21 protein-coding genes, 1 tRNA gene and 1 pseudogene are annotated in these 21,090 nt (G+C 46.6%); 8 read left to right on the top strand and 15 right to left on the bottom strand.

What is annotated here, in order from left to right; genetic code table 11:
* Positions 1 to 43: 43 nt before the first annotated feature.
* Positions 44 to 979, bottom strand: coding sequence for a chemotaxis protein CheV (locus tag Q5L94_RS11100; RefSeq protein WP_317498467.1), 936 nt, complete (start codon positions 977 to 979; stop codon positions 44 to 46).
* A 162-nt stretch (positions 980 to 1,141) separates the two neighbouring features.
* Here Q5L94_RS11100 and flgA point away from each other — a divergent pair, with 162 nt between their 5' ends.
* From flgA to Q5L94_RS11070, 6 genes are all read left to right on the top strand, one after another.
* Complete coding sequence (gene flgA, locus Q5L94_RS11095) at positions 1,142 to 1,864, top strand: flagellar basal body P-ring formation chaperone FlgA (protein ID WP_317498466.1); 723 nt, start codon at positions 1,142 to 1,144, stop codon at positions 1,862 to 1,864.
* A 91-nt stretch (positions 1,865 to 1,955) separates the two neighbouring features.
* A complete protein-coding gene (gene flgM / locus Q5L94_RS11090) occupies positions 1,956 to 2,279 on the top strand; it encodes a flagellar biosynthesis anti-sigma factor FlgM (RefSeq protein ID WP_317498465.1) in 324 nt (107 codons plus the stop codon).
* Positions 2,279 to 2,680, top strand: coding sequence for a flagellar export chaperone FlgN (flgN, locus tag Q5L94_RS11085; RefSeq protein ID WP_317498464.1), 402 nt, complete (start codon positions 2,279 to 2,281; stop codon positions 2,678 to 2,680). The genes flgM and flgN overlap by 1 nt, the downstream gene beginning before the upstream one ends.
* 57 nt (positions 2,681 to 2,737) lie before the next feature.
* Positions 2,738 to 3,217: an LPP20 family lipoprotein gene (locus Q5L94_RS11080; protein ID WP_317498463.1), complete on the top strand. Its 480-nt coding sequence runs from the start codon at positions 2,738 to 2,740 to the stop codon at positions 3,215 to 3,217.
* Positions 3,218 to 3,315: 98 nt separating this feature from the next.
* On the top strand, positions 3,316 to 4,479 hold the full coding sequence (locus tag Q5L94_RS11075) for a flagellar assembly protein FlgT (RefSeq protein WP_317498462.1): 1,164 nt from the start codon (positions 3,316 to 3,318) through the stop codon (positions 4,477 to 4,479).
* A gap of 40 nt (positions 4,480 to 4,519) precedes the next feature.
* A tRNA-Arg gene (locus Q5L94_RS11070) sits at positions 4,520 to 4,596 on the top strand.
* A gap of 6 nt (positions 4,597 to 4,602) precedes the next feature.
* Here Q5L94_RS11070 and Q5L94_RS11065 read toward each other — a convergent pair.
* The 9 genes and pseudogenes from Q5L94_RS11065 to Q5L94_RS11025 all read right to left on the bottom strand — a co-directional run bounded on the left by Q5L94_RS11065 (position 4,603) and on the right by Q5L94_RS11025 (position 14,465).
* The gene (locus Q5L94_RS11065) at positions 4,603 to 5,406 is read right to left on the bottom strand and encodes a sterol desaturase family protein (protein ID WP_317498461.1); all 804 of its coding nucleotides are present in this window, start codon (positions 5,404 to 5,406) and stop codon (positions 4,603 to 4,605) included.
* Positions 5,399 to 6,037, bottom strand: coding sequence for a CDP-alcohol phosphatidyltransferase family protein (locus tag Q5L94_RS11060; RefSeq protein ID WP_317498460.1), 639 nt, complete (start codon positions 6,035 to 6,037; stop codon positions 5,399 to 5,401). Before Q5L94_RS11060 ends, Q5L94_RS11065 begins: the two co-directional genes overlap by 8 nt.
* The gene (locus tag Q5L94_RS11055) at positions 6,030 to 6,698 is read right to left on the bottom strand and encodes an ATP-binding cassette domain-containing protein (RefSeq protein ID WP_317498459.1); all 669 of its coding nucleotides are present in this window, start codon (positions 6,696 to 6,698) and stop codon (positions 6,030 to 6,032) included. Before Q5L94_RS11055 ends, Q5L94_RS11060 begins: the two co-directional genes overlap by 8 nt.
* Positions 6,682 to 8,301, bottom strand: a complete 1,620-nt coding sequence (locus tag Q5L94_RS11050; protein ID WP_317498458.1) for an ABC transporter permease subunit — start codon at positions 8,299 to 8,301, stop codon at positions 6,682 to 6,684. The genes Q5L94_RS11055 and Q5L94_RS11050 overlap by 17 nt, the downstream gene beginning before the upstream one ends.
* Positions 8,280 to 9,347 carry an ABC transporter substrate-binding protein gene (locus Q5L94_RS11045; RefSeq protein WP_317498457.1) on the bottom strand — a complete coding sequence of 356 codons (1,068 nt, stop codon included), beginning with the start codon at positions 9,345 to 9,347 and terminating at the stop codon, positions 8,280 to 8,282. Before Q5L94_RS11045 ends, Q5L94_RS11050 begins: the two co-directional genes overlap by 22 nt.
* A 1-nt stretch (position 9,348) precedes the next feature.
* A complete protein-coding gene (locus Q5L94_RS11040; RefSeq protein ID WP_317498456.1) occupies positions 9,349 to 11,541 on the bottom strand; it encodes an FAD-dependent oxidoreductase in 2,193 nt (730 codons plus the stop codon).
* 5 nt (positions 11,542 to 11,546) lie between these two features.
* Positions 11,547 to 11,834, bottom strand: a pseudogene (locus Q5L94_RS11035) (type II toxin-antitoxin system RelE family toxin).
* Complete coding sequence (locus Q5L94_RS11030; protein WP_082815442.1) at positions 11,824 to 12,078, bottom strand: type II toxin-antitoxin system Phd/YefM family antitoxin; 255 nt, start codon at positions 12,076 to 12,078, stop codon at positions 11,824 to 11,826. The pseudogene Q5L94_RS11035 and the gene Q5L94_RS11030 overlap by 11 nt, the downstream one beginning before the upstream one ends.
* A 62-nt stretch (positions 12,079 to 12,140) precedes the next feature.
* Complete coding sequence (locus Q5L94_RS11025) at positions 12,141 to 14,465, bottom strand: TonB-dependent receptor (protein WP_317498455.1); 2,325 nt, start codon at positions 14,463 to 14,465, stop codon at positions 12,141 to 12,143.
* A 154-nt stretch (positions 14,466 to 14,619) separates the two neighbouring features.
* Here Q5L94_RS11025 and Q5L94_RS11020 point away from each other — a divergent pair, with 154 nt between their 5' ends.
* A complete protein-coding gene (locus Q5L94_RS11020) occupies positions 14,620 to 15,408 on the top strand; it encodes a DUF547 domain-containing protein (protein ID WP_317498454.1) in 789 nt (262 codons plus the stop codon).
* 41 nt (positions 15,409 to 15,449) lie between these two features.
* Here the strand turns inward: Q5L94_RS11020 and Q5L94_RS11015 are convergent, their stop codons facing one another.
* A complete protein-coding gene (locus Q5L94_RS11015; protein ID WP_317498453.1) occupies positions 15,450 to 15,752 on the bottom strand; it encodes a helix-turn-helix transcriptional regulator in 303 nt (100 codons plus the stop codon).
* 1 nt (position 15,753) lies between these two features.
* A complete protein-coding gene (locus Q5L94_RS11010) occupies positions 15,754 to 16,119 on the bottom strand; it encodes a type II toxin-antitoxin system RelE/ParE family toxin (RefSeq protein WP_411161938.1) in 366 nt (121 codons plus the stop codon).
* 162 nt (positions 16,120 to 16,281) lie between these two features.
* Here Q5L94_RS11010 and Q5L94_RS11005 point away from each other — a divergent pair, with 162 nt between their 5' ends.
* Positions 16,282 to 17,004: a DUF1499 domain-containing protein gene (locus Q5L94_RS11005; protein WP_317498452.1), complete on the top strand. Its 723-nt coding sequence runs from the start codon at positions 16,282 to 16,284 to the stop codon at positions 17,002 to 17,004.
* A gap of 333 nt (positions 17,005 to 17,337) precedes the next feature.
* Here Q5L94_RS11005 and Q5L94_RS11000 read toward each other — a convergent pair whose 3' ends face one another.
* The 3 genes from Q5L94_RS11000 to Q5L94_RS10990 all read right to left on the bottom strand — a co-directional run bounded on the left by Q5L94_RS11000 (position 17,338) and on the right by Q5L94_RS10990 (position 20,900).
* Positions 17,338 to 19,494, bottom strand: coding sequence for an Ig-like domain-containing protein (locus Q5L94_RS11000; protein ID WP_317498451.1), 2,157 nt, complete (start codon positions 19,492 to 19,494; stop codon positions 17,338 to 17,340).
* Between the two features lie 242 nt (positions 19,495 to 19,736).
* Positions 19,737 to 20,324 (bottom strand): FlgO family outer membrane protein, encoded by a 588-nt coding sequence (locus tag Q5L94_RS10995; protein ID WP_317498450.1) that lies wholly within the window; start codon positions 20,322 to 20,324, stop codon positions 19,737 to 19,739.
* A 9-nt stretch (positions 20,325 to 20,333) separates the two neighbouring features.
* The gene (locus tag Q5L94_RS10990; protein ID WP_317498449.1) at positions 20,334 to 20,900 is read right to left on the bottom strand and encodes a FlgO family outer membrane protein; all 567 of its coding nucleotides are present in this window, start codon (positions 20,898 to 20,900) and stop codon (positions 20,334 to 20,336) included.
* Positions 20,901 to 21,090: the final 190 nt, after the last annotated feature.

Genomic DNA, 21,090 nt, shown 5'->3' with positions numbered 1-21,090 from the left:
TTTACGTCAGGTCTAACATCGCACCTGATGCAGTGGCACCAGGCTACGCAATAACTTCTGTATTCAGCCATTTTTGTACGGCGGTCGCCAGCTCATCCGGATGAAATTTTGCAATAAAATCATCCGCGCCGACTTTCTTAACCATAGCCTGATTAAACACACCACTCAATGATGTATGTAAAATAACATGAATATCGCGTAAATTCGGGTCTGCTTTTAGCTCAGCGGTCAGAGTGTAACCGTCCATAATCGGCATTTCCACGTCCGACACCAAAACAGGCACATGAGGGTGAACCGAGCCCCCCACTTCCTTAGCTTTGTCTTTTAAGTAGTCTAATGCTTCTTTACCGTTCTTTTTGACTTCGAGCGTAATACCCAAAGACTGCAATGCACGTTTTATTTGGTTACGGGCAACCGAGGAGTCATCCGTTATTAAAATGGTCAAATCTTCTTTTTTCACATTAATGGCTGCATTAGCAACTTCTTCGCTGACGTCCGTATTCGCAGGCATAATATCTGCCAGAATGCGTTCTACATCGATAATTTCAACCAACTCGTCATCAATCTTTGTCACTGCCGTCAGGTAGGCGTCTCTGCCAGTACCTTTAGGCGGTGGCATGACACTTTCCCAGTTAATGTTGATAATGCGATCAACGCCTTCAACCAAAAAGCCCTGAATGGTTCGGTTATATTCAGATATAATGACAAAACGGTTCTGAATATCGGTTAGCGCCCGCCCCCCTGTCGCCATACTCAAATCTATAATAGATATTGCCTGTCCGCGAATATGCGCAATACCGCGAACAAGCGGGTTTCGGTTAGGCATTGCAGTCAGCCTGGGGCATGGCAATACTTCGCGTACTTTAAATACGTTAATGCCAAAGCGCTGTTTACCGTTTAAATGGAATAGCAAAAGCTCCAACCGGTTTTGCCCTACCATTTGCGTACGTTGATTGACTGAATCGAGAATGCTAGCCATTATTCACTCCTGTTATGTGGCAGGCTACTTCTACTTCGGCACGGTATTTGCTTACATCTATATTAACCATACTGAAACCATCGAACTGCCGAACTTTTGACGTTATACCGTTTTTTTCGGCACTCGACCAGATAACCTTAACGGATAACATCAGGAATTTTTATGATAGTACGTAAATCGCTGCTGATCAGTTCGATTTTTTTTATAGTTTGTAGCTTTAATTCCGTTAATGCAGAAACCAAAGTCTCGGAAGACAGCCTGCGCTTTAATTACAAAGCGCTACAGGAGCTGGCTCATAATTATGTAGAACAGCGGGTTTCTGCGCCGGATAACGGTCGTGTGGAGGTGGTTGCCAATAACCTCGACCCGCGAATGGCTCCCAAAATTTGTGCGCAGCAACCAAAAGTCGGTCTGGCAACTAATGCTAACCTCGACAGCTATACCACCATTGAAATTGAATGCGTCGGTAAAGCCAACTGGCGCACCTATGTGCCCGTACGAATTTATCGTTATAAAAATGTAGTTACCGCGGCCTCACCTATGGCGCCAGGTCAAATGATAAGCGAAAGTGATTTAGTTTTTTCTGAAGTTGACCTAAATCGGGTTCGCTCAAACGTATTTACTGACATGACAGCTTTAGTGGGAGCCCGCATTAAAAAGCGCATTACTGCAGGTCAGGCAATAAGTGCCAGCGATACATGTCTTGTATGTGAAGGGCAAAGCGTTACAATAGTTGCCCAAGATAAAACGTTGCGAATTACTGCAGCAGGAAAAGCTCTGGCTGATGGTCTCAAAGGTGAGTCGGTTGTTGTTGAAAACGCACGGTCGAACAAATCAATACAAGCGGTTGTCACAGGACTAAACGAAGTGACTGTCAATTTATAATGTTTTATAAAATTGCCGAAATTTTTATTTAAGTTTTTGCAGGCTTGGTCGATAAGTAACCGAGAAATATTATCTAGCGAGGCTAAAAACCATGTCAATTAACATTAACAATGCCGGGCTGAAAAATGCCAACATTGATAGCAAGTCCAGTAACCGTCAAGTACAGAGCGATGCTCCGGCGAAGCCTGCTTCGGTTTCGCAAAAAGGTGGTGACGCTGTTTCGTTAACCAGCGAAGCGCAACAACTGAGTGGCTTACAGGAAAAAGCAATGAACAGCAGCGGCATTGACCAAGCCAAAGTTGATAAAATTAAAGCCGATATTGAAAGCGGCTCGTACAAAATTAACGTTGAACAACTGGCCAATAAACTGGCTCAGTTTGAGTCTGACCTGTTCAGTAACGGCAGCAACGAATAATGACCGTGTTGGCGCCTGTTAACGATATATTACAGGATATGGCAGACTCGCTGGAAAACCTTGCGTTGCTTCAGCAGCGTGAGCTTAATGCCATTGTCGAGCGCCAACACGCCGATGTTAATGCTCTTACCGACGCCAAAGAAAAAGCGCTAGTCCATATTAGTGAACTCGACCAGCAGTTGGCTCAACACCCGGACAACGACCAGTTAAAAGATGACCCGGACTTAGCTGAAGCGGTTGCCACCATTGAGGCTACCCTCTCTGACATTCAGCATCAAAGTCAGGTTAATGAACGCGTGGTTCAGTCAACACTGAACAGTATCGATCAGTTAAAACAAACCATTTTACAGTCCGCACGAAAAGACACTCTTACCTACAACAGCAAAGGTAAAATACGCTAAAGTTTTTTCCAGCCCAGCCGTTATAACCATAAGTACTTTGTTCAATCAGAGGTCGTTATGGCTAAGCATTTACTCTCTTTCGCTCTACTTGCATCCGCATTGTTATTAAGTGGCTGTAGTGCGTACAACAAAATTGTGTACGATCAAAAGCACGTTGAATGGGACACTCAGACACCAAGTGAATTTCCGGTGCTGAATGCGGTTGGTTACGCCCCTATTGAAACCCAGCAAGGCGAAAATGCACAGCTAAAAGACTTAAACGCCATGCGCGCCTCCAAGTTAGCCGCTTACCGCGAGCTTGCCGAACAAGTGTATGGTCAACGTATTGCCGGTGGTAGTTCCGTTGAAGACTGGACCTTAAACCAAGACAGTTTCCAGGCTTCAGTTGACGGTGTTATTCGTGGCGCAGAAGTGGTTAAGACCTATACCGTGGGCGACTACTATGCAACGGAGTTACGCCTTGACTTTGAAAAGGTTCACCGCTTGTATCAAAGCACCAACCGTCAGCAGAAAGTGAAACGCGTCGTCTATTATTAAGCCCCACTTTATATTGAGCTAAACATGGCAGGGTTTTTGCAGTTAATTCCTATGGTAAAGTAACGACTAAAAACTGACACTAGGGATGCATTAACACCATGAACTGGAAAACCCTGCTACTCATCACCTCTGTTTTCTTTATTGCTATGCCAAGCGAAGCACGTTGGGTGGAAGCTCAGGGCACTGCCCGCATTATTAATGGTGACACCAATGCCGCCCGCGAGAAAGCCATAGAAAACGCCCTTCAGCAGGCATTATTAACCTCTGGTGGTAACATCTCCAGTATTCAGCAAGTGGTAGACGGCGTTTTACAAAACACCGAAACCCAGTGGAATAGTCAGGGCAATGTTGACCAGGTAACCATAGTTCGCGAGGAAGTACGTGACGACCGCGTTATTGTTTTGCTTCGCGCGGATATCTGGAACCGCGAAGGCGACTGTACCCGCAGCAGCTACAAAAATTCCGTGACCGTTGTACCATTTGAGCTTCGCGACCGCGCTCATGGTACCTGGGGACAAATTTGGGAAATAGGCAAAGTTGCGGCCGAGCGTTTAGCCCGTGAATTAGGCGGTGTTGGCAGCCAGTTGCAGATTGCCCACACCCTGCACCGTCACGCCGGTTTAGACCAGGCTCTCAGCGGCCTGAATCTGGAAGAGTTAGGCCGCATGTCCCGCAGCATTGGTTTAGCCAATGACAGTCAGTTTGTTATCTTTGGCATGTTTGACGACCTGGCCATGATGGACACAAAATCTAGCTGGTTTTGGTCCAGCGACCCCGACCGACATTACGCATTAACACTTTACCTTCTCGATGCCACCACAGGGCAGCTAGTAACCCGTGCACGAGTTGAAAACACTCAGCCATGGACCTTTGATCGTTCCACTAACGTCGATGTTGGCACCGCGCAATTCTGGAATGAACCTTTTGGTGCAGCACTGGACAGCGGCCTGCGCGACTTAGCTTCCGGAGTCAAAGAACAGGTAGTCTGCAAACCGGTACGAGCCAGAATTATTGCCGTTGATGCAAATACTCTTCAGTTCAACTTAGGTGAAAAGCACGGAGTACAACGGGGTGACAAGCTGAAAATTGTGCAACCCAGCCACTTTACCGACGACCAGGGCCGTTATCGTCAGAAGTGGCAAGTGAGTAAATTTGAAGTTGAGGTGTCCCAGGTGCAGCAATCTACCGCTGTCGCTAAGTTGACGAAAGGAAACATGCTGCACAACATTCAGGTAAACGATTGGGTGGTACCGGTTAACTGAGGGTGAAACCCGCGACAGCTTCTGGCATAATTCGCGGCACGTCCCCGTAGCTCAGCAGGATAGAGCAGCCGCCTCCTAAGCGGCAGGTCGCAGGTTCGACTCCTGCCGGGGACGCCATGTCTATTACTTTCGGGTAAACGGAATCTTCAGTAATCCCCAAAGTTTGGTGGTGAGTTTTGCGTCGCGGTATTCGTTCAGACCAATATCCACATTGTCGGAACCGGCCTTTGGCTTTGCGGTGAAGCTACGAAAGAGGTGATCCCACCAACTGACACTGAAACCGTAATTACTGTTGGTTTCTTCTTTTTCTACACTATGGTGAATGCGGTGCAGCTCCTGGGTAATGAGCACTTTGCGCACGAGCTTTTCCAAAGGCTTGGGCAGAGCTACGTTGCCGTGGTTAAACAAGGAGCAGGCGTTAAGAATAATTTCGAACACAATAACGGCTAACGCCGGAGCGCCCAAAGCAAGAATGGCGGCCGCTTTTATAAAAAAACTCAGCACAATTTCAGCCGGATGAAAGCGCAGGCCGGTGGTGACATCAAAGTCGGGGTCGGCGTGGTGCACCCGGTGCATGCGCCATAATAGAGGAATGCGGTGGAACAGCCTATGTTGCCAGTAAATAACGATATCCAGTGCGACAACACTGGCTAGCATCATTAACCAAAAAGGCATTTCAAAGCCCGCCTTGCTTAAGTCATTAAAAAGTCCCCAGCCATTTTCTGATGCAACAAGTGCCACTCCAGTCAGGCCAACGGGCGCAATAATTCTCAGCAATACCGTATCGACGGAAACTATGGCGAGGTTTGCCGGCCAGCGCTGTTTACGGCTGTAGCGGGGCTTACGCTTAGGTGAGACAACTTCCCACAACACCATAATAAGCAATACGCCAAGGAAAATATTTAAGCGCCAGGCCGTTTCAGACATTGGTATCCTCCGGATTTGCCGTTGGCTGTTTCAGTGTGCGGTAACCGGCAATAATGCGGGTTATTGCGGTAAGCCAGCAGGCGGCAGCGAATATATAGGCCAGTACGGAAAAGTGCTGTGGCCACAGGCAGAACGCCACAAAAGCTAAAATGGTTTCAAAACCTTCGGTTAAACCGCCCATATAATGCAGCGACTTATTCGGGTATTCCGGATTTTCAATACCGCGCTTTCCGGCAACGCTGGCAAAGGCCAGAAAAGTAGAGCCAGTACCCATAAATGTGACTAACAACAGGCCCGCAGCAATGGCGTTCTGTTCGGGCGACGCCAACAAAAAACCAAAGACCACAGCACTGTAGAAAATGAAGTCCAGCACAATATCAAGAAAGCCGCCGGCGTCGGTTAGCTGAGTGCGCCTTGCTACTGCGCCGTCCAGACCGTCGCACAAGCGGTTTAGTAAAATAGCCGCCAGCGCGAATTCATAAAGCTCAAAGGCTAAAAATGGCACCGCCAGCAAACCGATGATAAACCCCGTTATGGTGACCTGATCAGCAGTGACGCCGACACGAACGAGTAAGCGCGCCGGGAGGTCGAGAATTTTTCGGGTTGCCGGAAGTAGCTTAGGGTCAAACATTAGCGACGTCTCCTTTTACCTCAGTGCCCTGTATTTCAAGCACGCGGCCATAGGCATCTGCGCTGTCATGAGTGACTAATAAGGTTGGCATTTGTTTGTCTTTGAGTTGTGCAAAGGTCCATTGCCTGACTTCTTCTCGCAAACTGGCATCTAATGACGAAAAAGGTTCGTCCATTAACATGGCCTGCGGCTCGGCTAATAATGAACAGATTAAAGCGACGCGAGCGTATTGCCCGCCACTTAATCTGTCAGGGTAAACCGTCCATTTATCCGTTAACCCCAGATTGTTTAGCATGGCGAGAGCTTTGTCTTTTTGTTGCTGACGGTTTAATAGTGAACGGGGTTTTTGCGCAAAATAGCAGTTCTCTTCAACCGTTAAGTGCGGAAACAAACCGCCTTTTTGAAACATCATGCCGAGTTGGCGCGCGGCAATTGAGCGCTCGCTGATATCTTCGCTGTTTAACCTTAACTCGCCCTGAATATGAAAGTTAGGCAAGTGCTCACCAAGCACCCAGCGCAGCAAGGTCGACTTACCCACACCACTCGGGCCCATCAGCGTGACAATTTCACCTTTTTCGACCGTCAGTTCATTCAGACTGAATAAAGGCTCAGTGCCATTTTTTGTGCGCCTTTTTATTTCGAGGTTACGAATGTTCAGCATAACTTTTTGTCCCAATGAGTCCGACAGCAATAAACACCACCAGTGGCAGTAGCATTTGTAGCAGCGCATAAAGGCTGCCAATACGCCAGTCGCCACCGCTGGCAACACTAACGGCTTCGGTGGTTAAAGTGGGTGTTAAACCCTGCCCCAGCCATTGCGTTGGCAGGTACTGAGCAATACTAACCGAAAAGGCGACCGCAAAAGCTACTGCAATGGGCTGCTTTAGCATGGGTAGCATAATTCGCCACCAGGCGGCCCTGTAGCTATAACCCAAACTTTGAGCCCGGGTTAGCCACTGCTCGTTAAAGCGGGTGTAAGCCCCGTGCAAAACCAGGTAGGCGTAAGGCAGAGTATAGACGGCATGAGACCAGAGCACCCACCAGGCTTGCCAGCCACTACTCAGTTGCCCACCAACTAGGCGTTGCCAACCAAGCACCAAAGGCACCTGCGGAATAAACAACGCCACAAGTACAGGCCAGTAAAACGAATCGGCGGCTTTCTGTCGTTGCCGTTGTAATAGAACCATTGCGGCTAGCGTACCCAGTAACGCACTAAGCAGCGCCAGCCATAAGCTATTCACTGTTGGCTCTGCTAAGTAAGCCCACTCCGTTTGCCAGCGTTCAAGGTTTAAGTCCGCAGGCCACAAGTCTGGATAAAACCAATGTGTCGCTAAGCTCTGTAGGGCTAAAACAACAATCCCCCCCAACGACAGCACACCCAGAAAAAGCCAAGTATAGTGGCTGGCTTTATCTGTGTTAAGTTTTACGGGTTGGGTTACTTTTTTACCGAGCACGAAACGACGATACAGAGCATAATGCCGGGCATTCATTAACAGAAGTACCAAAGCCATAGCCATTAAAACCCATGCACCGGTTATTGCCTTAACCTGACTGCTGGCAGAGAACTGAAAGCTCCATTCATAGACGCGCTGCGCCAGCACACCCGGAGTGTTACTGCCCACTAACAGCGGAATATCAACCACCGACAACGAGTAAATAATGACAGCCGCCATAGGCAGCGTCAGCCGTCGTAAAAGTTCCGGCGTAACAATGCGCCACCAGGCTTGCCGTTCGCTGTAACCATAGCTTTGCGCCTGCGTCATCCACGAGTTAACAGGCAACTGTTTTAATTGGGCTGATACCATCAGTAGCAAAAAAGGCAGCTCTTTTAAAACCAGAACCACCATAACCGTCACTAACGACTTCTCTGGCAATGGCCAACCGGCCGGCGGTGCAGGGAAAATACCGCTGATGCTTTCGATTAAACGTATTAACCAGCCGGACGGGCTCATTAACAGCATAAGGCCGACCGCAAAAGCTACATGCGGGATGGACAAAAGTGGAGACAGTAATTGCTGCAGGCGGGTGTGTTTTAACAATGCCGGCGCCATCCATAACGCCAAATAACAAGCAATGAATGGAGCGGCTACGGCAAGTATAAGGCTTGAAGCTATTGAATCGTAATCGGCCAACAGCTCAGTTAAGGCCGCTAAGTTGACGCCGGTTTCCGGAGCGAATGACGTGAACAGCAGAAAGAGCACACCACTGCCAACCGGCAGAATGATCAGCAATAACCAGACAATTATTGATAACGTGCGGACCATTCCCGCTCCAGATACTCCTGCCAGCTTGCATGAAGGTCGTCGGTGGGTTCCAGCAGCGAAGAGCCTAGCGCACTTTTAAGAACGGAAGGATCGCCCCAGCGATTGGAATCGGCTTTTCGTTGCTGTGCTTTTTCAGACAATAAAAATTCGATAACCGCTTTCGCGGTTTCGGGGTTATTGGAACTGCTCGGCACCGCCAAATAATGGTTATTGGTTATGGCTTTGTCTGACAATGTATGACGCTTAACGCCCGCAGGCAACCGCCCCTGATTTACCAGAGTTTTATAATCATTGGGATTAAAACTCACCGCCACCAGTAACTGACCATTTGCCAGGTAAGAAATTTGCTCACCGGCTGAAGATGGAAAATTCTCGCCCTGCTGCCATAACAGCGGGTGCAGTTGGTCTAAATAGCTCCATAAAGGCTCTGTCAGCTCTTGTGCATTAACGCTATCCACAGGTTGCTGAAATACGCTGCGCTGCCGCGGGTGCAGAGACAACAGCAGCGATTTTAACAAGGTAGTGCCATGAAATTCCGGCGGTTTAGGGTAACTAATGCGGCCTTTATTTTCCCGGGCGGCGTTAAGTAGGCTTTCTGCAGTCACTGTTTTCTGATCGAAAAGCCCGGGGCGGCTAATCAAATTAAATTGCCCAACGCCCCAGGGCACTTCCAGCCCATCCACCGATTCGCCGAAATCGGTTTGCCAGTTAAGCTCCGGGTTAATGTTGTTCATTGCCTTAATTTCACCGGCAATGGAACGCAAAGCGTCAGCCTCTTTCAGTGCATGGAAATTTTCACCGTTTATCCAGATAATATCCGCATTGGAATGACCGTCGATAATCTGCTTAACCACCTCAGAAGCGTCCGCCACTTTATTATGGCGCAGGTGAATGCCCTGCTCTTGCAGTTCTCTTTGCGCCCAACGTAAGTAACTGTTTACTTCCGGCGAGCCCCCCCAGGCATAAAAGTTCACCACTTCCGCCTTTAATGGTACGGCGGCAAAAAGTGTCACTAGCAATAAACTGATGGCAGCAGTAAAACGCATATTAACCCCGGCGCCAGCGATGAAATTTCTCAACCCATGTTAGCAGCTTCTGCGGCGCATTGGCGCGCTTCCACTCACCGGCCACGTATTTATTCGCCTCTGCCAGAGTCGGATAACTGTGTATGGTGCCCAGTATTTTATTCAGGCCAATGCCATGCTTCATAGCCAGCACATATTCCGCCAGCAGTTCTCCGGCCTGCGGGCCAACAATATTCACACCTAATAGTTCGTCTTTACCGGGTTTGGTCAGCACTTTTACCCGGCCATAGGCGCTGTCATCGGCAATGGCTCGATCCAGTTCACCAATATCGTACTCGGTTACTTCGTAAGGTTTATCGGCTTTTTTCGCCTGCTGCTCGGTTAAACCGACGTTGGCGACCTGCGGCGAGGTATAAGTTACCCAGGGAATGACAGAGTAATCTGCCCGGAAGGTTTTGAACGGATCAAACAAGGCGTTTACCGAGGCATACCAGGCCTGGTGCGAGGCAACATGGGTGAGCTGATAAGGCCCTGCAACATCGCCACAGGCGTAAATATTAGGGAAGTTGGTTTGCAGCAGCTCGTTGGTGCTGACCGTTTTATTGGTTTGCACGCCCAACTCTTCTAAGCCAAAGCCGGTTATATTCGGTTGCCGCCCCAGTGCAATTAATACTTTGTCGAAGGGTATCTCCACTTCTTTGCTCTGGTCGGCATTCTGGTTTTCAACACTTTCGTTATCAACCGTCTGCTCAGCAATAAGCACAGACTCACCATTGTGTTGCTCAAAGCGCAAGGCTTTGTGGCTCAGTTTAATATCAATGCCTTCTGCCGTTAAACGCTGCGTTAGTAGATCTACTGTGTCGGCGTCTTCCGGGCCCATAAGCCGTTCGGCCATTTCCACCTGAGTCACTTGTGAACCTAAGCGTTGAAACGCCTGAGATAACTCACAACCAATAGGCCCGCCGCCCAATACTAATAAGCGTTTAGGCAGTTCATCTAACTCCCATAGGGTGTCTGAGGTTAAATAGTCGACCTTATTCAACCCCTCAAAGTTTGGTACTAAGGGCTTCGCACCGGTCGCGATAATAATACTGCGAGTGGTGATGCGTTTGGTTTCACTCTTACCTTCAACATTGCTAGTCACTTCAACTTCCCAGGGCGATACAATGCGCGCATCCCCTTGCTCTACATTCACCCCCAAGTTGGTGTAGCGCTCAACCGAGTCGTGCGGCTCAATATCTTTTATAACTGACTTCACCTGCTGCATAACCTGTTTGAAATCAACCGACACTTCACCAACGTGAACCCCCGCACTTGAAGCGTTACGCGCATTATGAGCAAGTTCGGCCACATGAAGTAAAGCTTTTGAAGGCACACAACCGGTGTTGAGGCAGTCGCCGCCCATTTTATGCTTTTCAATTAAGGTAACCTTTGCTTTTACCGCTGACGCTATGTAAGCACTGACTAACCCTGCCGAACCGGCACCAATAACCACTAAATTATTGTCAAAAGACTTAGGTTTTTTGTAGCCTTTAAAAGCTTTACGACGTTTCAAAAAAGCCAGTACCGCTTTGGCAATTAACGGGAATATGCCCAGTAAAACAAAAGCACCGATTAGGTCAGCGGAAACTACATCACCCAAGCTGGATATCTGTGCTAACTGAGTTCCCGCGTTAACGTATACAGCGGTCCCCAGCAGCATGCCCACCTGACTGACCCAGTAAAAAGTCCAGGCTTTTATTTTGGTCAGACCCATTACCAGGTTAATAACAAAAAACGGGAACAACGGAACCAGCCGCAAGCTGAGTAAGTAAAACGCGCCATCGCGTTCCATTCCGCGATTAGTGGCCGTTAGCCGCTCACCAAATTTTTCCTGCACCCAGTCGTGCAGAATAAAGCGGGCACTTAAAAAGGCCAGAAAAGCACCGAGAGATGCTGCAAAACTAGCCAATAACAAGCCCCAGCCCAGGCCGAATATAGCGCCAGCGCCCAGCGTCAGAATAGTCGCGCCAGGCAGTGACAACGCCGTGCTCGCCACATAAACAACAAAATAAACTGCAAATATTTGAAAGGGGTAATCAACAAAAAGCTGATTAAGCTGTTGCTGCTTTTCTTTTAGTACATCCAGTGACAGATACTGCGTTAGGTCGAATGCAAACGCACTGATAAACAGCACAATAATAACTAACAGCAACAACAGCTTTTTTAATGACATAAAGATTAATCCAATCTCTTGTGAGCGCTAATATACACTCTGTTTTTATCACGTTTGCCTACAGCTACAACCGTAACCACAAGCTCGGAATCTCTTACTTGATAAACCAATCTATAACCCAGTTTTCGCAATTTCACTTTGTAACAGTTATCCATTCCCTTTTAGCGAGACGCTGGGACATGAGGTGATTCAAGCCTTTGCTTGAGTCTGGCTTTAAATTGCGCCTGAACATCCTTGTTCAACTTTTTCCATTCTTTATAAGCTGAACGTTTAAACGTCAGCTTATAAATCATCGATGTTCACCTCGACTTCATCTTCATGCTGGCGTTTTTTAACTAACTCCAGTAAATCCCTGTCTTCCAGCTCTTCCATCAACGCTTCATAGGTTGCTGCCGGAATGCAATAAAATGCGGGCTGATTCCGATTCAGTACAGCTACCGGCTCGCCATGAGACTCTTCAACAACTGCCATTGGATTCTTTTTCAACTCACTAATGCTAGTTGAGTTGCGTGCGTAAATAGGTCTAACTGACTTCATATGACCTCCAAAAAGATTTTTAACAGGTCTAATTATAAGTCATTAAATCTAATTCTCCAGTTTTAAAACTTGTAATCAACACTCAACCGCGCGTGTCTTGGCTGCGATGGAAAAGCCAGGGTTGCACCAAAATAACCGCCTTCAAATACCGGCGACCAGTTGTCCTGATCGGTAACGTTGAACACATCAATACGGGCGCTTAACTGTTCATTAAAGCGATAACGAGCATTCAGGTTCAGGGTGTGCTGGTCACGTATAAATACGGTTTGCAGGTAATCTAACGGGTAATGCTTGGTATAACTTAAATCGCCACCGACGGACCATTCAGAGGTTATCCGCCAACCGGCAACTGCTGAAGCCTGTACTTCGGGAATGCCCTGTAATTGTTGGTTTGACGCAGGAAACGCGGTGAAATTCGGCGAGCCAACACCAGTACCTTCTATAATATCGGGGCGTGAATCATCAAACGCATCGGCCACCTGACCTGTACCCTGCGACGCTGTGGAGTTGTCATAGTGCGCATCAATATAACTGGCCGCCAGAGTTAGCCAGTAACCGGTTTCGTGCGTTCCTGTGGCTGAAGAGAAATGCCACTGAGTTTCGAAACCCTCGGTGCGAATACCGCTGTTAGAGCCATCACGGTTGCGTAAGCTTCGCTTCTGGTCAAAGACCACAGCGTCCGCGTACCAGCGAGCATCACTTGGCGCGTATTTCACACCCAGTTCATAAAGCGAGTTCTCTGTGGCAAAGTTTTGCGAATCAATTTCACCGGCGGCATTTAATACCGTCCCACCGGCCATCGCGTTCGACGTAGAGTCACTCTCATAGGCGGTTGCGTAGAATGTCAGATCGGGCGTCCAGTTATACTGCGTCGATAAACTCATCGCCGTTAGCCAGTCACTGTAGGTATCACTCGCTGCTTGCACGCCTTCTGGTGGAATGGGATCTTTCGCGTCCACGTCGTAATAGTCGGCTCTTACGCCACCGGTAACGCGCCATTTGTCCGTAATATCCAGCTCGTGTTGAGCGAAAACACCCCACTGGTAGCTTTTTGAGTCGGTGGTGTCTGACGTAATAAAATCGCCCGTGCCATCGCCGTCAATATCGTACTGACTACCTGGCGATACCCAGAGACCCGGGCGCAGCTCAATTAAACTGGCTTTCTGCTCATTAGTTAATGGAATGCGACGGTTACTGAGCGGGCCTGTCAAATCAATAGGGTTATCCGCCTCGGTTGAGAACTGGCTGTAACCCAGGACATCGTTAATTCGTAAGTTAACGCCCACTACCGTTTTCTTGTTTATGTGCAGCTCGGTGCGGTTTTCAAAAGTGTGAGCGCCATCAATAATTTCAACAAAACTGTTCTGGTTAATGCCTTCGCGGGTTAAATACTGATAATACGTGCGATTAACCAACACCATGTCATCGTTCAGCCAGTGCTGAAGTTTTGCGTGCAACAGAGTGGTTTCAGCGGTATTGGTGTCGAGCGGGTCAGTTAACGTGGTACTGCGGTCAATTCGAACTTCTCCGGTTGGGCTCACAACAGCCCCGGCTCCCGGAACCCGCGATCCGTTAGGCTGAACACCCTGCCCGGTAATATAAAAATTATGGTCTATCAGATTTTGTGTTGGTCGGTTAATGCCTGCGTTGTCTGTCCAGTCAACGTCATAATACTCTAGGGATACATCCAGCAGCGTGTCGTCGTTAGGTGCAAACTTATACGCCAGCAAAAGGTCATTACTGCGGTGCTGATGAAAGTCGTAAAAACTGTCTTCGTCAACGTACTCGGCGCTTACCCGCAGGCCTTGCTCGTTCTCTTTTAACACCCAGTTATGGTCAAGCTGTAACCGATACTGTTCCCACTCACCTAATTGGGCTTTTAAGGTAGAGTCCGACTCAGTCAGACGAGCAGTTTTGGGCTGCAAATTAACAAAGCCACCTACGCGTTGCGTAGTGCCCAGCATGACCGGCGGCGCACCTTTAACAACGGCGATACCCTCAATGGCATTAAACGACATGGGAATACCAAGCCCATTGTTACCGGCCTGACGGCGCATACCCGCTTCAAACAACTCACCCAACTGTCCGCGAATGGTCGGCAGCGAAGGATTACCAAAACCCGCGGCGGCAAAACTGTTAGGTGCAAAACGCGCAATATCATGCAAGTCATTAATGGCTGCTTCTTCCATTAACGAAGCGCTAATAGCCGTGGCGGCACGGGGAATTTCCTGCAAGCTTTCAGCTAAACCAAATAAGCCTTCGGTTGCTTCTTCCGATGGCAGTACAACACTTCCGTCGTCGCGACCAATAACCTCAATAACTTCCATTGGTTTTTCTTGTGCAACCACCGTTAACGGCAAGAACCCTAGCCACAACCATTTTTTCATTCTTGTTTCCCTTATTTTTTATTGACTGTGGTTATACGCAGTTTTTGTATTTTTCGATTAGCCAGAATCGCTTTAAGATTGATGATCTGTTTTTAAATTAATGCCCTACAATCAACGAGTAGAAAACATAGTAACCCGAAGATAGGAACATGTAATGCGAGCGATACTCTTTATTTTAGGCTTAGTTTTTCAGATGGCAGCAGCTGCACAGTCATTTGACCAGTCTCATACTGCTTTCAGCGATGTTTTAAGTGAGCACGTTACAGTCTATAACGACGGTTTGAAGTCAGTGGTTAATTATCATGAATTGGCCCAAAACCGTCAGTCGCTGGACAGTTATCTTGCATCGCTGTCGGCAGTTGAGCCCGGGCAGTATGAAAGTTGGACGCATGAACAGCAACTGGCTTTTCTAATCAATGCATACAACGGGTTCACCCTGCAGCTTATCATCGACAATATCGATAAATTTGAGTCCGGCGAAGCAGAATCCATTCGTGATTTAGGCGGGCTATTTTCCAGCCCATGGGAGAAATCGTTTTTTACGCTTTTAGGTGAAAAACGTACTTTGGATTGGGTTGAGCACGAAAAAATTCGGGGCGACTTTGACGAGCCCCGCATACATGCCGCTTTAGTCTGCGCAGCAGTAAGCTGCCCTAAGCTGCGCGCGGGTGCCTTTACTGGTATGAATCTAGAGGCTCAGCTAGAAAACCAGATGGTCACTTTTTTAAGCGACCGTGATAAAAATGGTATTGATGATAAAGGTATTTATCTGTCGAAAATTTTTGACTGGTACCGGGAGGATTTTGACGGGCTTCGAGACTATCTAACGCGTTACGGCGATGCAATCGCCGACACCGTTACTGAGCAACAAAAGCTCAAGCAGAATAGTAATATCCGCTATACTGATTATAATTGGCAACTAAATAGTGTTAGAAATCGCTAATCTTATGAATTGCCAACAATATACCCCCCCCCCTTTATACTTTAAATTTCAAATCCATGATGCTGGCCATCTGGTAGCTCAATATCCAAACGCACTTTACCGCCGCCAGCTTCAATATAACGCTTTAGACTTGAGAGCTTTACGTCACGGCCCGACTTTTCCATCTTAGCTATAGTGGGCTGTTTAACGCCCAGCGCTTTAGCCATATCATTTTGCGTTTTTTTCATAAGCATACGAACTTCAGCTAAATGGATATCAAGCAGCATAGCCTCTGCTTTAGCTTCTGCATTGGCTACAATATCCTTATTTTCTGTTTCAAGTATTTGCTCTAATGTTCTGGCCATTTCAATTACCTCTCATTAAATCGTCCAGGTGCTTTGAAAACTCTTTGTCAGCTACCGGTATCATTTCTTTATAAAATCGTTTTTCGTTACCTGTCTTTTCACCTGCACATAGCAAAACGGCATCCCGGACAGGATCAAACGCAAAAAACACTCTTATCGGATTACCTTTGCTCTGAACTCGAAGCTCTTTCATATTATGGTGGCAAGAGCCTTTCACCTTATCAGCATAAGGGCGATTAAGCATTGGTCCCTTCGTTCTCAGCAATATCATGTATGCCAGTACATTTTCCCGATCAGTACTATCTAAAGCGTTATACCAATTGTCGAACACATCCGTTGTTCTGACCTGCCACATATATTTTCTCATTTAAGCTTCCATGTTTATAGCTTTAAAGGTATATAGCATCTAGGCTATTGTCAAGTTTCTACGTTATTCTTCTCTAATGTAAGAGTTGATAATAAAATTCCCATTGACCCAAACCCAATGTAGTGACGTAATAGCAGGCAACATTACTTTAAGGGTGTCTTTATGAAAGCGTTACACGGTTTATTTATTATTCTGGGTTTATTATCTGTCGTGCTGCTTGCTATATCAGGGCCTTTATACAAAAGCGGAACGGCTGAGCTAGGCACAGCATTCTTATTGCTGCGCTGGGCTGCTTATATTGGCGCGGCAACCTTCGTGCTTAACATTATCTGGTACTTTATTCGCCGCCCACAAGGACTGGTTGCCGGCCTTAGTGGTTTAGCCATTATTGCCGGAGGGTTTGCCTTTTACATGCCATTCAGTCAGTACCTGAAAGCACAGAATGTACCAGCCATTCACGACATAACAACCGACACACAAAACCCACCTGAGTTTGTTGCCATAGCCCCGCTACGTGCAGATGCATCCAACCCGGTTGAATATGCCGGAGAAGAGACAGCTAAACAGCAGCGTCAGGCTTACCCTGAACTAAGCACATACCAGTCACTGGAGTCACCCAATGAACTTTTTTCGGCTGCATTACTGGCCGTAGATAAAATGGGCTGGGAGTTAGTGGAAAGCTCTGAAGCAGAAGGCAGAATTGAAGCCACGGCAACCACTACCTGGTTTGGCTTTAAAGACGACGTAGTTATTCGAATTCGTAGTACAGCAGATGGTAGCGAGTTAGATATTCGCAGTAAGTCACGCGTGGGGCGCAGCGATGTTGGTAAGAATGCTGAGCGTATTCGTGAGTTTATGTCTTTATTGAAACCTGAACTTCGTTAAGCAGTATCGAGCCTGAGATAAAGTACCGACCATGACGTAGGTTATTGGCATAATTTAGTCGAGCTCTATGTCGTGCAAAGTCGTTGCCAACATTTTCTGACTATGACGATCAATAATGCGTATCTTTACAATAGTACCCTTGTCTTTGCACGATACTGTTACCCAACCAGCACCCAGTCAAGTTTTGGCTGGATCCTTAAAATCAAGGTAGGATCCCGCAATACTAGTCTACCTGATTACAGCTGCGGGTTTTACCCCGTTATCACGAAAGGTTTAAGGGGAAACATACAACAAAAGCCACTCTAGATAGAGTGGCTTATATTAGTTTTGGTTCTACTGTGCCGTTTGAGAAGTCGGCACTGGGCGCAACAATAGTTTACTTAGGTGCCCATAAGAAAGGACAATTAAGTGTCCTTCATCGGTAACGTCATAAACTTTGTAACTTAAATAACAGTCAACCGTCGTGCAGCTAACATCTGGATCAAAATTGTACCCAAATTCATTGGCTCCAATTTTAGCCCACTGAGTTGTCTTTTCTGTAGTAAATGTCTTGGATTCACCGCTCCAGTCTGTGAGTATTGCAGCGCTCGGTTCCTGATTCAGCAAAAGGTTATACGGACTTGAAAAATGTTTTAACTCTTGCGCATTGTAATCATAATGCTGTGTCCGGTTCCCAAAGCTTAAATTTGTATAGTATTTGTCTCCCTCGGTATAAAGAGTCATACTTGTCGAGCTGGGGTCAGGAATTTTGTAGCCAAAATTAAAACTCATTATATTGGCACTTGAAGTCTCGGTATACTGATTTCGAACTGAAACAAAACCCTCTGCCTCATCAAAGATAGCAAGGCGCTCTTCACCGTTGGCTCGTTCAAGTACAATCTCTTTTCCGTTTTCAGACAGCGACCAAGTCGCGGTTTCACCGGTACTGACGATCTCGAAGCTATTATCATCCCTAAATACAAGCTCTTCTATACCCGTATCGGTATTTTCTTTGTCAATTGGCAGTAACCACGTGCCAACAACCGCTTCATTACTCAAGGTTTTATAGTTTGACGCAGTGGCTTTTGTAAGAACAAAGCTTAAGTTTAAAGCACCATTTGTAGGCGCCTGCAAATCACTTTGATTGGCGCAGGTAACCGTTTCGTTAGCTCGGTAGTAATCAAGATCTGTCCAATTCACCGATGTTCTCTCTGACAACGCCTCTTTTAATTGAAGTGTGTGCCCATCGGTGACAAAGTTTACAGGAACTTCCGGGGGGCAGGCAGCTAAAATAGCCTCGTCACTGGTCAAGTCGGCAGTTGGCATATTTATGGTTCCCATTGAAACTGGCTCGTCATACATCACTTTAACTTTTCCGTCTTCAGTGACAGACCACGTCAAAGGAGTCGTCCAATTATTTTCCCCATAACTGAAAACGTAAGATGAACGTCCAGTACCATCCGCTTTAAATTCAAAAAAAAACTCCGCTCGCATTGGTAAGAGCGGGTGTGTTTCAAAGCCAGCAAAGTAAGTTCCAGCAATGGTGTTTACAGAAGGAATAGGCGCAACTTCAGAGTCTGATAAAATCTCCTGTTTTACCTCGTCAAGCTTTCCAGGAGATGCTTGCTCTACTTCTTCAAGAAATTGTCCATAGCCTTCTGAGTCCTTGACTAAATCGACGACAGTTTCAAAGCCTTCGGGCTGGGCAAAGCTTGGATCATCAACAATTAGTTTTATGACTGCAGCAACTTCAATCGCTTCGTCCGAGTTAACCTTATCGACAGCGGCTTCATACTCTTCATATGTCGCAAATGCTTCACCATCATTATTTCTCTCGGCCAGAATAGTATATGCGGTTGTCAAATTAGTGACATTAACATGTGGTGCTTCTTCCCTTGTAAGCTCACCATCTTCTCCGGCCGCTTGGAATGCTTCACCTACGTTACCTAAATAGCTTAACAGCCGGACATTTTGCTGTTCCCCAACTCCAGAAGCGTTTAAACGAACTAACTGCTCATTATTAGTGAAGCGAATTGGGCTCTTGTAATAACCGTCAGCATCCGCAGTCGCTTGTACCTCACTCTCTCCAACCTGGATCGTAACTTCCGCATTTGCAATTGGATCGTCAATGACCCGCCCTGAGATAACCACTTCGTTGTAAACACTAACAGTTACCTCAGCCGAAACATCCTCTTCTCCATCACTTACCGTATATGAGAAGCTATCCGAACCTAGAAAACTATCATTAGGTGTGTATACCACCTCTGAATCAGAGGCAATAGTAACTACACCAGATGACGGTTCAGTCGTACTTACCACGTTCAGAGTGTCATTGTTTTCGTCACTGTCATTAGCCAATACGTCAATGGTGACACTGTTGCCTATTTTCACCTCTGACGAGTCAGCGGTCGCCACAGGCGCAACATTCACCTCACTATCGCTGTCGCTGTCATTACATGCGGCTAATAAAGCCACGGCTATTGCACTAATTGCAAAATTGCGCACTTTCATAAATCAATCCCTTAAATTAAAGTTTTGAATAACTAAACAATATTCATATAGGATTGTTACTGTTAAGAGTTTGTAAATCAAGTGTAAAATTTTGGAAGTCCAATTCTTAGTAAATCACGCCAGGTCCTAGCGATGTCGGTAAAAATGCTGAACGTATTCGGGAGTTTATGTCGATGTTGACGTCTGAATTACGTTAATTTCATTAAAAGCAAACAGCCTGACATAACGTCAGGCTGTTTCTGTTATGGCGCTTTGCGGATTACAGGTTCGCCGTAGCCTACACTCAGCTGTTGCACCACGTGCTCGGGAATAAAAACCTGAGCCACACTGGCTACAGCTTTAGTATTAATGTCCACTAAGCGGGCATTGGCCATTACGCCGTCACGGTGATGAGACAGCGTACCTACCACCACATGTGATATTGGCATAATCTCATCCAGTTCGAGGTAGTCTCGGGTTAACGCAAAATCACCGTTTTCAGTAACCCTAATAAAATCAGTGGTTTTAAAGTCCATAACGTTCCAATGCCGACGATGCATTTCAAGCATTAATTGCTCTGACAAAACCTGACTTAATGCCGAACTTTTGTTGTACTGACCGGTAACATCAACCATATGTGTTACACCGATTTTGGCATCCTGCGGTTTAATATTGGCGTTATCCACAAGCTGCTGCGCGAGTGTTGCTGTAAAACTTGCACTGTTGGGTTGCTGATAAGATGCAGGCTCTTGCTCTTCTTCATGAGTATGAGCCGACTGTTTACCCGGTAAAATTGTGCAGGCGGTTGATAAGATCACTGCTAGTAATATGGCTACAAATAATTTCATCATCAAAACCTCTTAATTACGCTGCAAGTGGCCATTTACCAGTTCGGTCTGTTTGTTCGACCAGTATAGGTGTTTAGGAACATAACGGTTGGCAGCGGCTAACACTTGTTGGCTACGCCTATCAATAATTCGCAAATTAATCATCGCACCATCATCCTTACGTGACATAGTGCCCACCAATACCCAATCTAAATTCGAGTGAGCATTTAGTTCTTCTGCTTCCCGACTCAATACCACAGCGCCTGCTTTGCTCAGACTGATATAGTCTTGAGACCTAAATTCAACTAACCTAAGAGCACGCTCTTCTAGGTGGGCGTATATCTCTTCACTCAACTGGTGGCTTAACGAATAGAGGGAGTCTCCATAATCAGGTTGTTTAAGGCTTTCTGCTAATACCCAACGAGTAATACCTAACTGCGACATTGGGTACTCTTTCATGTCGTCACTCAGTTGTAGAGCCAATTGATCAGCTAGATCATCCGCAATGATCTCATGTGAATTCAACTTATGGGCTTGGACAGTTACAGAGGAAAATATGAGTGCACAAAAGATAGTTGTAGTGAGAAGCCAATAAGTCATAACATTTACCTTGATCAATTCAGTTCATTCTTTGTTATCGGCCATTTTTAGTTAAGGTTTAGATAGATTTAATTATAATGGTTGTAACACCTTAACCTTTCGTTGAATAAATTGTAGTGTTCAGAATTCTGTGTCATTTCGTTAAACTAAGCAAAAAAGAGATGACATATGACCAAAACCAATTTCGACA

It is taken from the genome of Idiomarina sp. Sol25, from assembly GCF_033052775.1.
Classification (GTDB): domain Bacteria; phylum Pseudomonadota; class Gammaproteobacteria; order Enterobacterales; family Alteromonadaceae; genus Idiomarina.
This window is presented reverse-complemented; position numbering and strand designations above follow the sequence as displayed.

Excerpts from the sequence above, each read along its gene's own strand:
- Q5L94_RS10995 (WP_317498450.1), bottom strand. The coding sequence starts at position 20,324 with ATGATGAAATTATTTGTAGCCATATTACTAGCAGTGATCTTATCAACC.
- Q5L94_RS11100 (WP_317498467.1), bottom strand. The coding sequence starts at position 979 with ATGGCTAGCATTCTCGATTCAGTCAATCAACGTACGCAAATGGTAGGG.
- Q5L94_RS11065 (WP_317498461.1), bottom strand. The coding sequence starts at position 5,406 with ATGTCTGAAACGGCCTGGCGCTTAAATATTTTCCTTGGCGTATTGCTT.
- Q5L94_RS11080 (WP_317498463.1), top strand. The coding sequence starts at position 2,738 with ATGGCTAAGCATTTACTCTCTTTCGCTCTACTTGCATCCGCATTGTTA.
- Q5L94_RS11050 (WP_317498458.1), bottom strand. The coding sequence starts at position 8,301 with ATGGTCCGCACGTTATCAATAATTGTCTGGTTATTGCTGATCATTCTG.
- Q5L94_RS11015 (WP_317498453.1), bottom strand. The coding sequence starts at position 15,752 with ATGGCCAGAACATTAGAGCAAATACTTGAAACAGAAAATAAGGATATT.
- Q5L94_RS10990 (WP_317498449.1), bottom strand. The coding sequence starts at position 20,900 with ATGACTTATTGGCTTCTCACTACAACTATCTTTTGTGCACTCATATTT.
- Q5L94_RS11075 (WP_317498462.1), top strand. The coding sequence starts at position 3,316 with ATGAACTGGAAAACCCTGCTACTCATCACCTCTGTTTTCTTTATTGCT.
- Q5L94_RS11045 (WP_317498457.1), bottom strand. The coding sequence starts at position 9,347 with ATGCGTTTTACTGCTGCCATCAGTTTATTGCTAGTGACACTTTTTGCC.
- Q5L94_RS11040 (WP_317498456.1), bottom strand. The coding sequence starts at position 11,541 with ATGTCATTAAAAAAGCTGTTGTTGCTGTTAGTTATTATTGTGCTGTTT.
- Q5L94_RS11055 (WP_317498459.1), bottom strand. The coding sequence starts at position 6,698 with ATGCTGAACATTCGTAACCTCGAAATAAAAAGGCGCACAAAAAATGGC.
- Q5L94_RS11025 (WP_317498455.1), bottom strand. The coding sequence starts at position 14,465 with ATGAAAAAATGGTTGTGGCTAGGGTTCTTGCCGTTAACGGTGGTTGCA.
- Q5L94_RS11030 (WP_082815442.1), bottom strand. The coding sequence starts at position 12,078 with ATGAAGTCAGTTAGACCTATTTACGCACGCAACTCAACTAGCATTAGT.
- flgA (WP_317498466.1), top strand. The coding sequence starts at position 1,142 with ATGATAGTACGTAAATCGCTGCTGATCAGTTCGATTTTTTTTATAGTT.
- flgN (WP_317498464.1), top strand. The coding sequence starts at position 2,279 with ATGACCGTGTTGGCGCCTGTTAACGATATATTACAGGATATGGCAGAC.
- Q5L94_RS11010 (WP_411161938.1), bottom strand. The coding sequence starts at position 16,119 with ATGAGAAAATATATGTGGCAGGTCAGAACAACGGATGTGTTCGACAAT.
- Q5L94_RS11000 (WP_317498451.1), bottom strand. The coding sequence starts at position 19,494 with ATGAAAGTGCGCAATTTTGCAATTAGTGCAATAGCCGTGGCTTTATTA.
- Q5L94_RS11060 (WP_317498460.1), bottom strand. The coding sequence starts at position 6,037 with ATGTTTGACCCTAAGCTACTTCCGGCAACCCGAAAAATTCTCGACCTC.
- Q5L94_RS11005 (WP_317498452.1), top strand. The coding sequence starts at position 16,282 with ATGAAAGCGTTACACGGTTTATTTATTATTCTGGGTTTATTATCTGTC.
- flgM (WP_317498465.1), top strand. The coding sequence starts at position 1,956 with ATGTCAATTAACATTAACAATGCCGGGCTGAAAAATGCCAACATTGAT.
- Q5L94_RS11020 (WP_317498454.1), top strand. The coding sequence starts at position 14,620 with ATGCGAGCGATACTCTTTATTTTAGGCTTAGTTTTTCAGATGGCAGCA.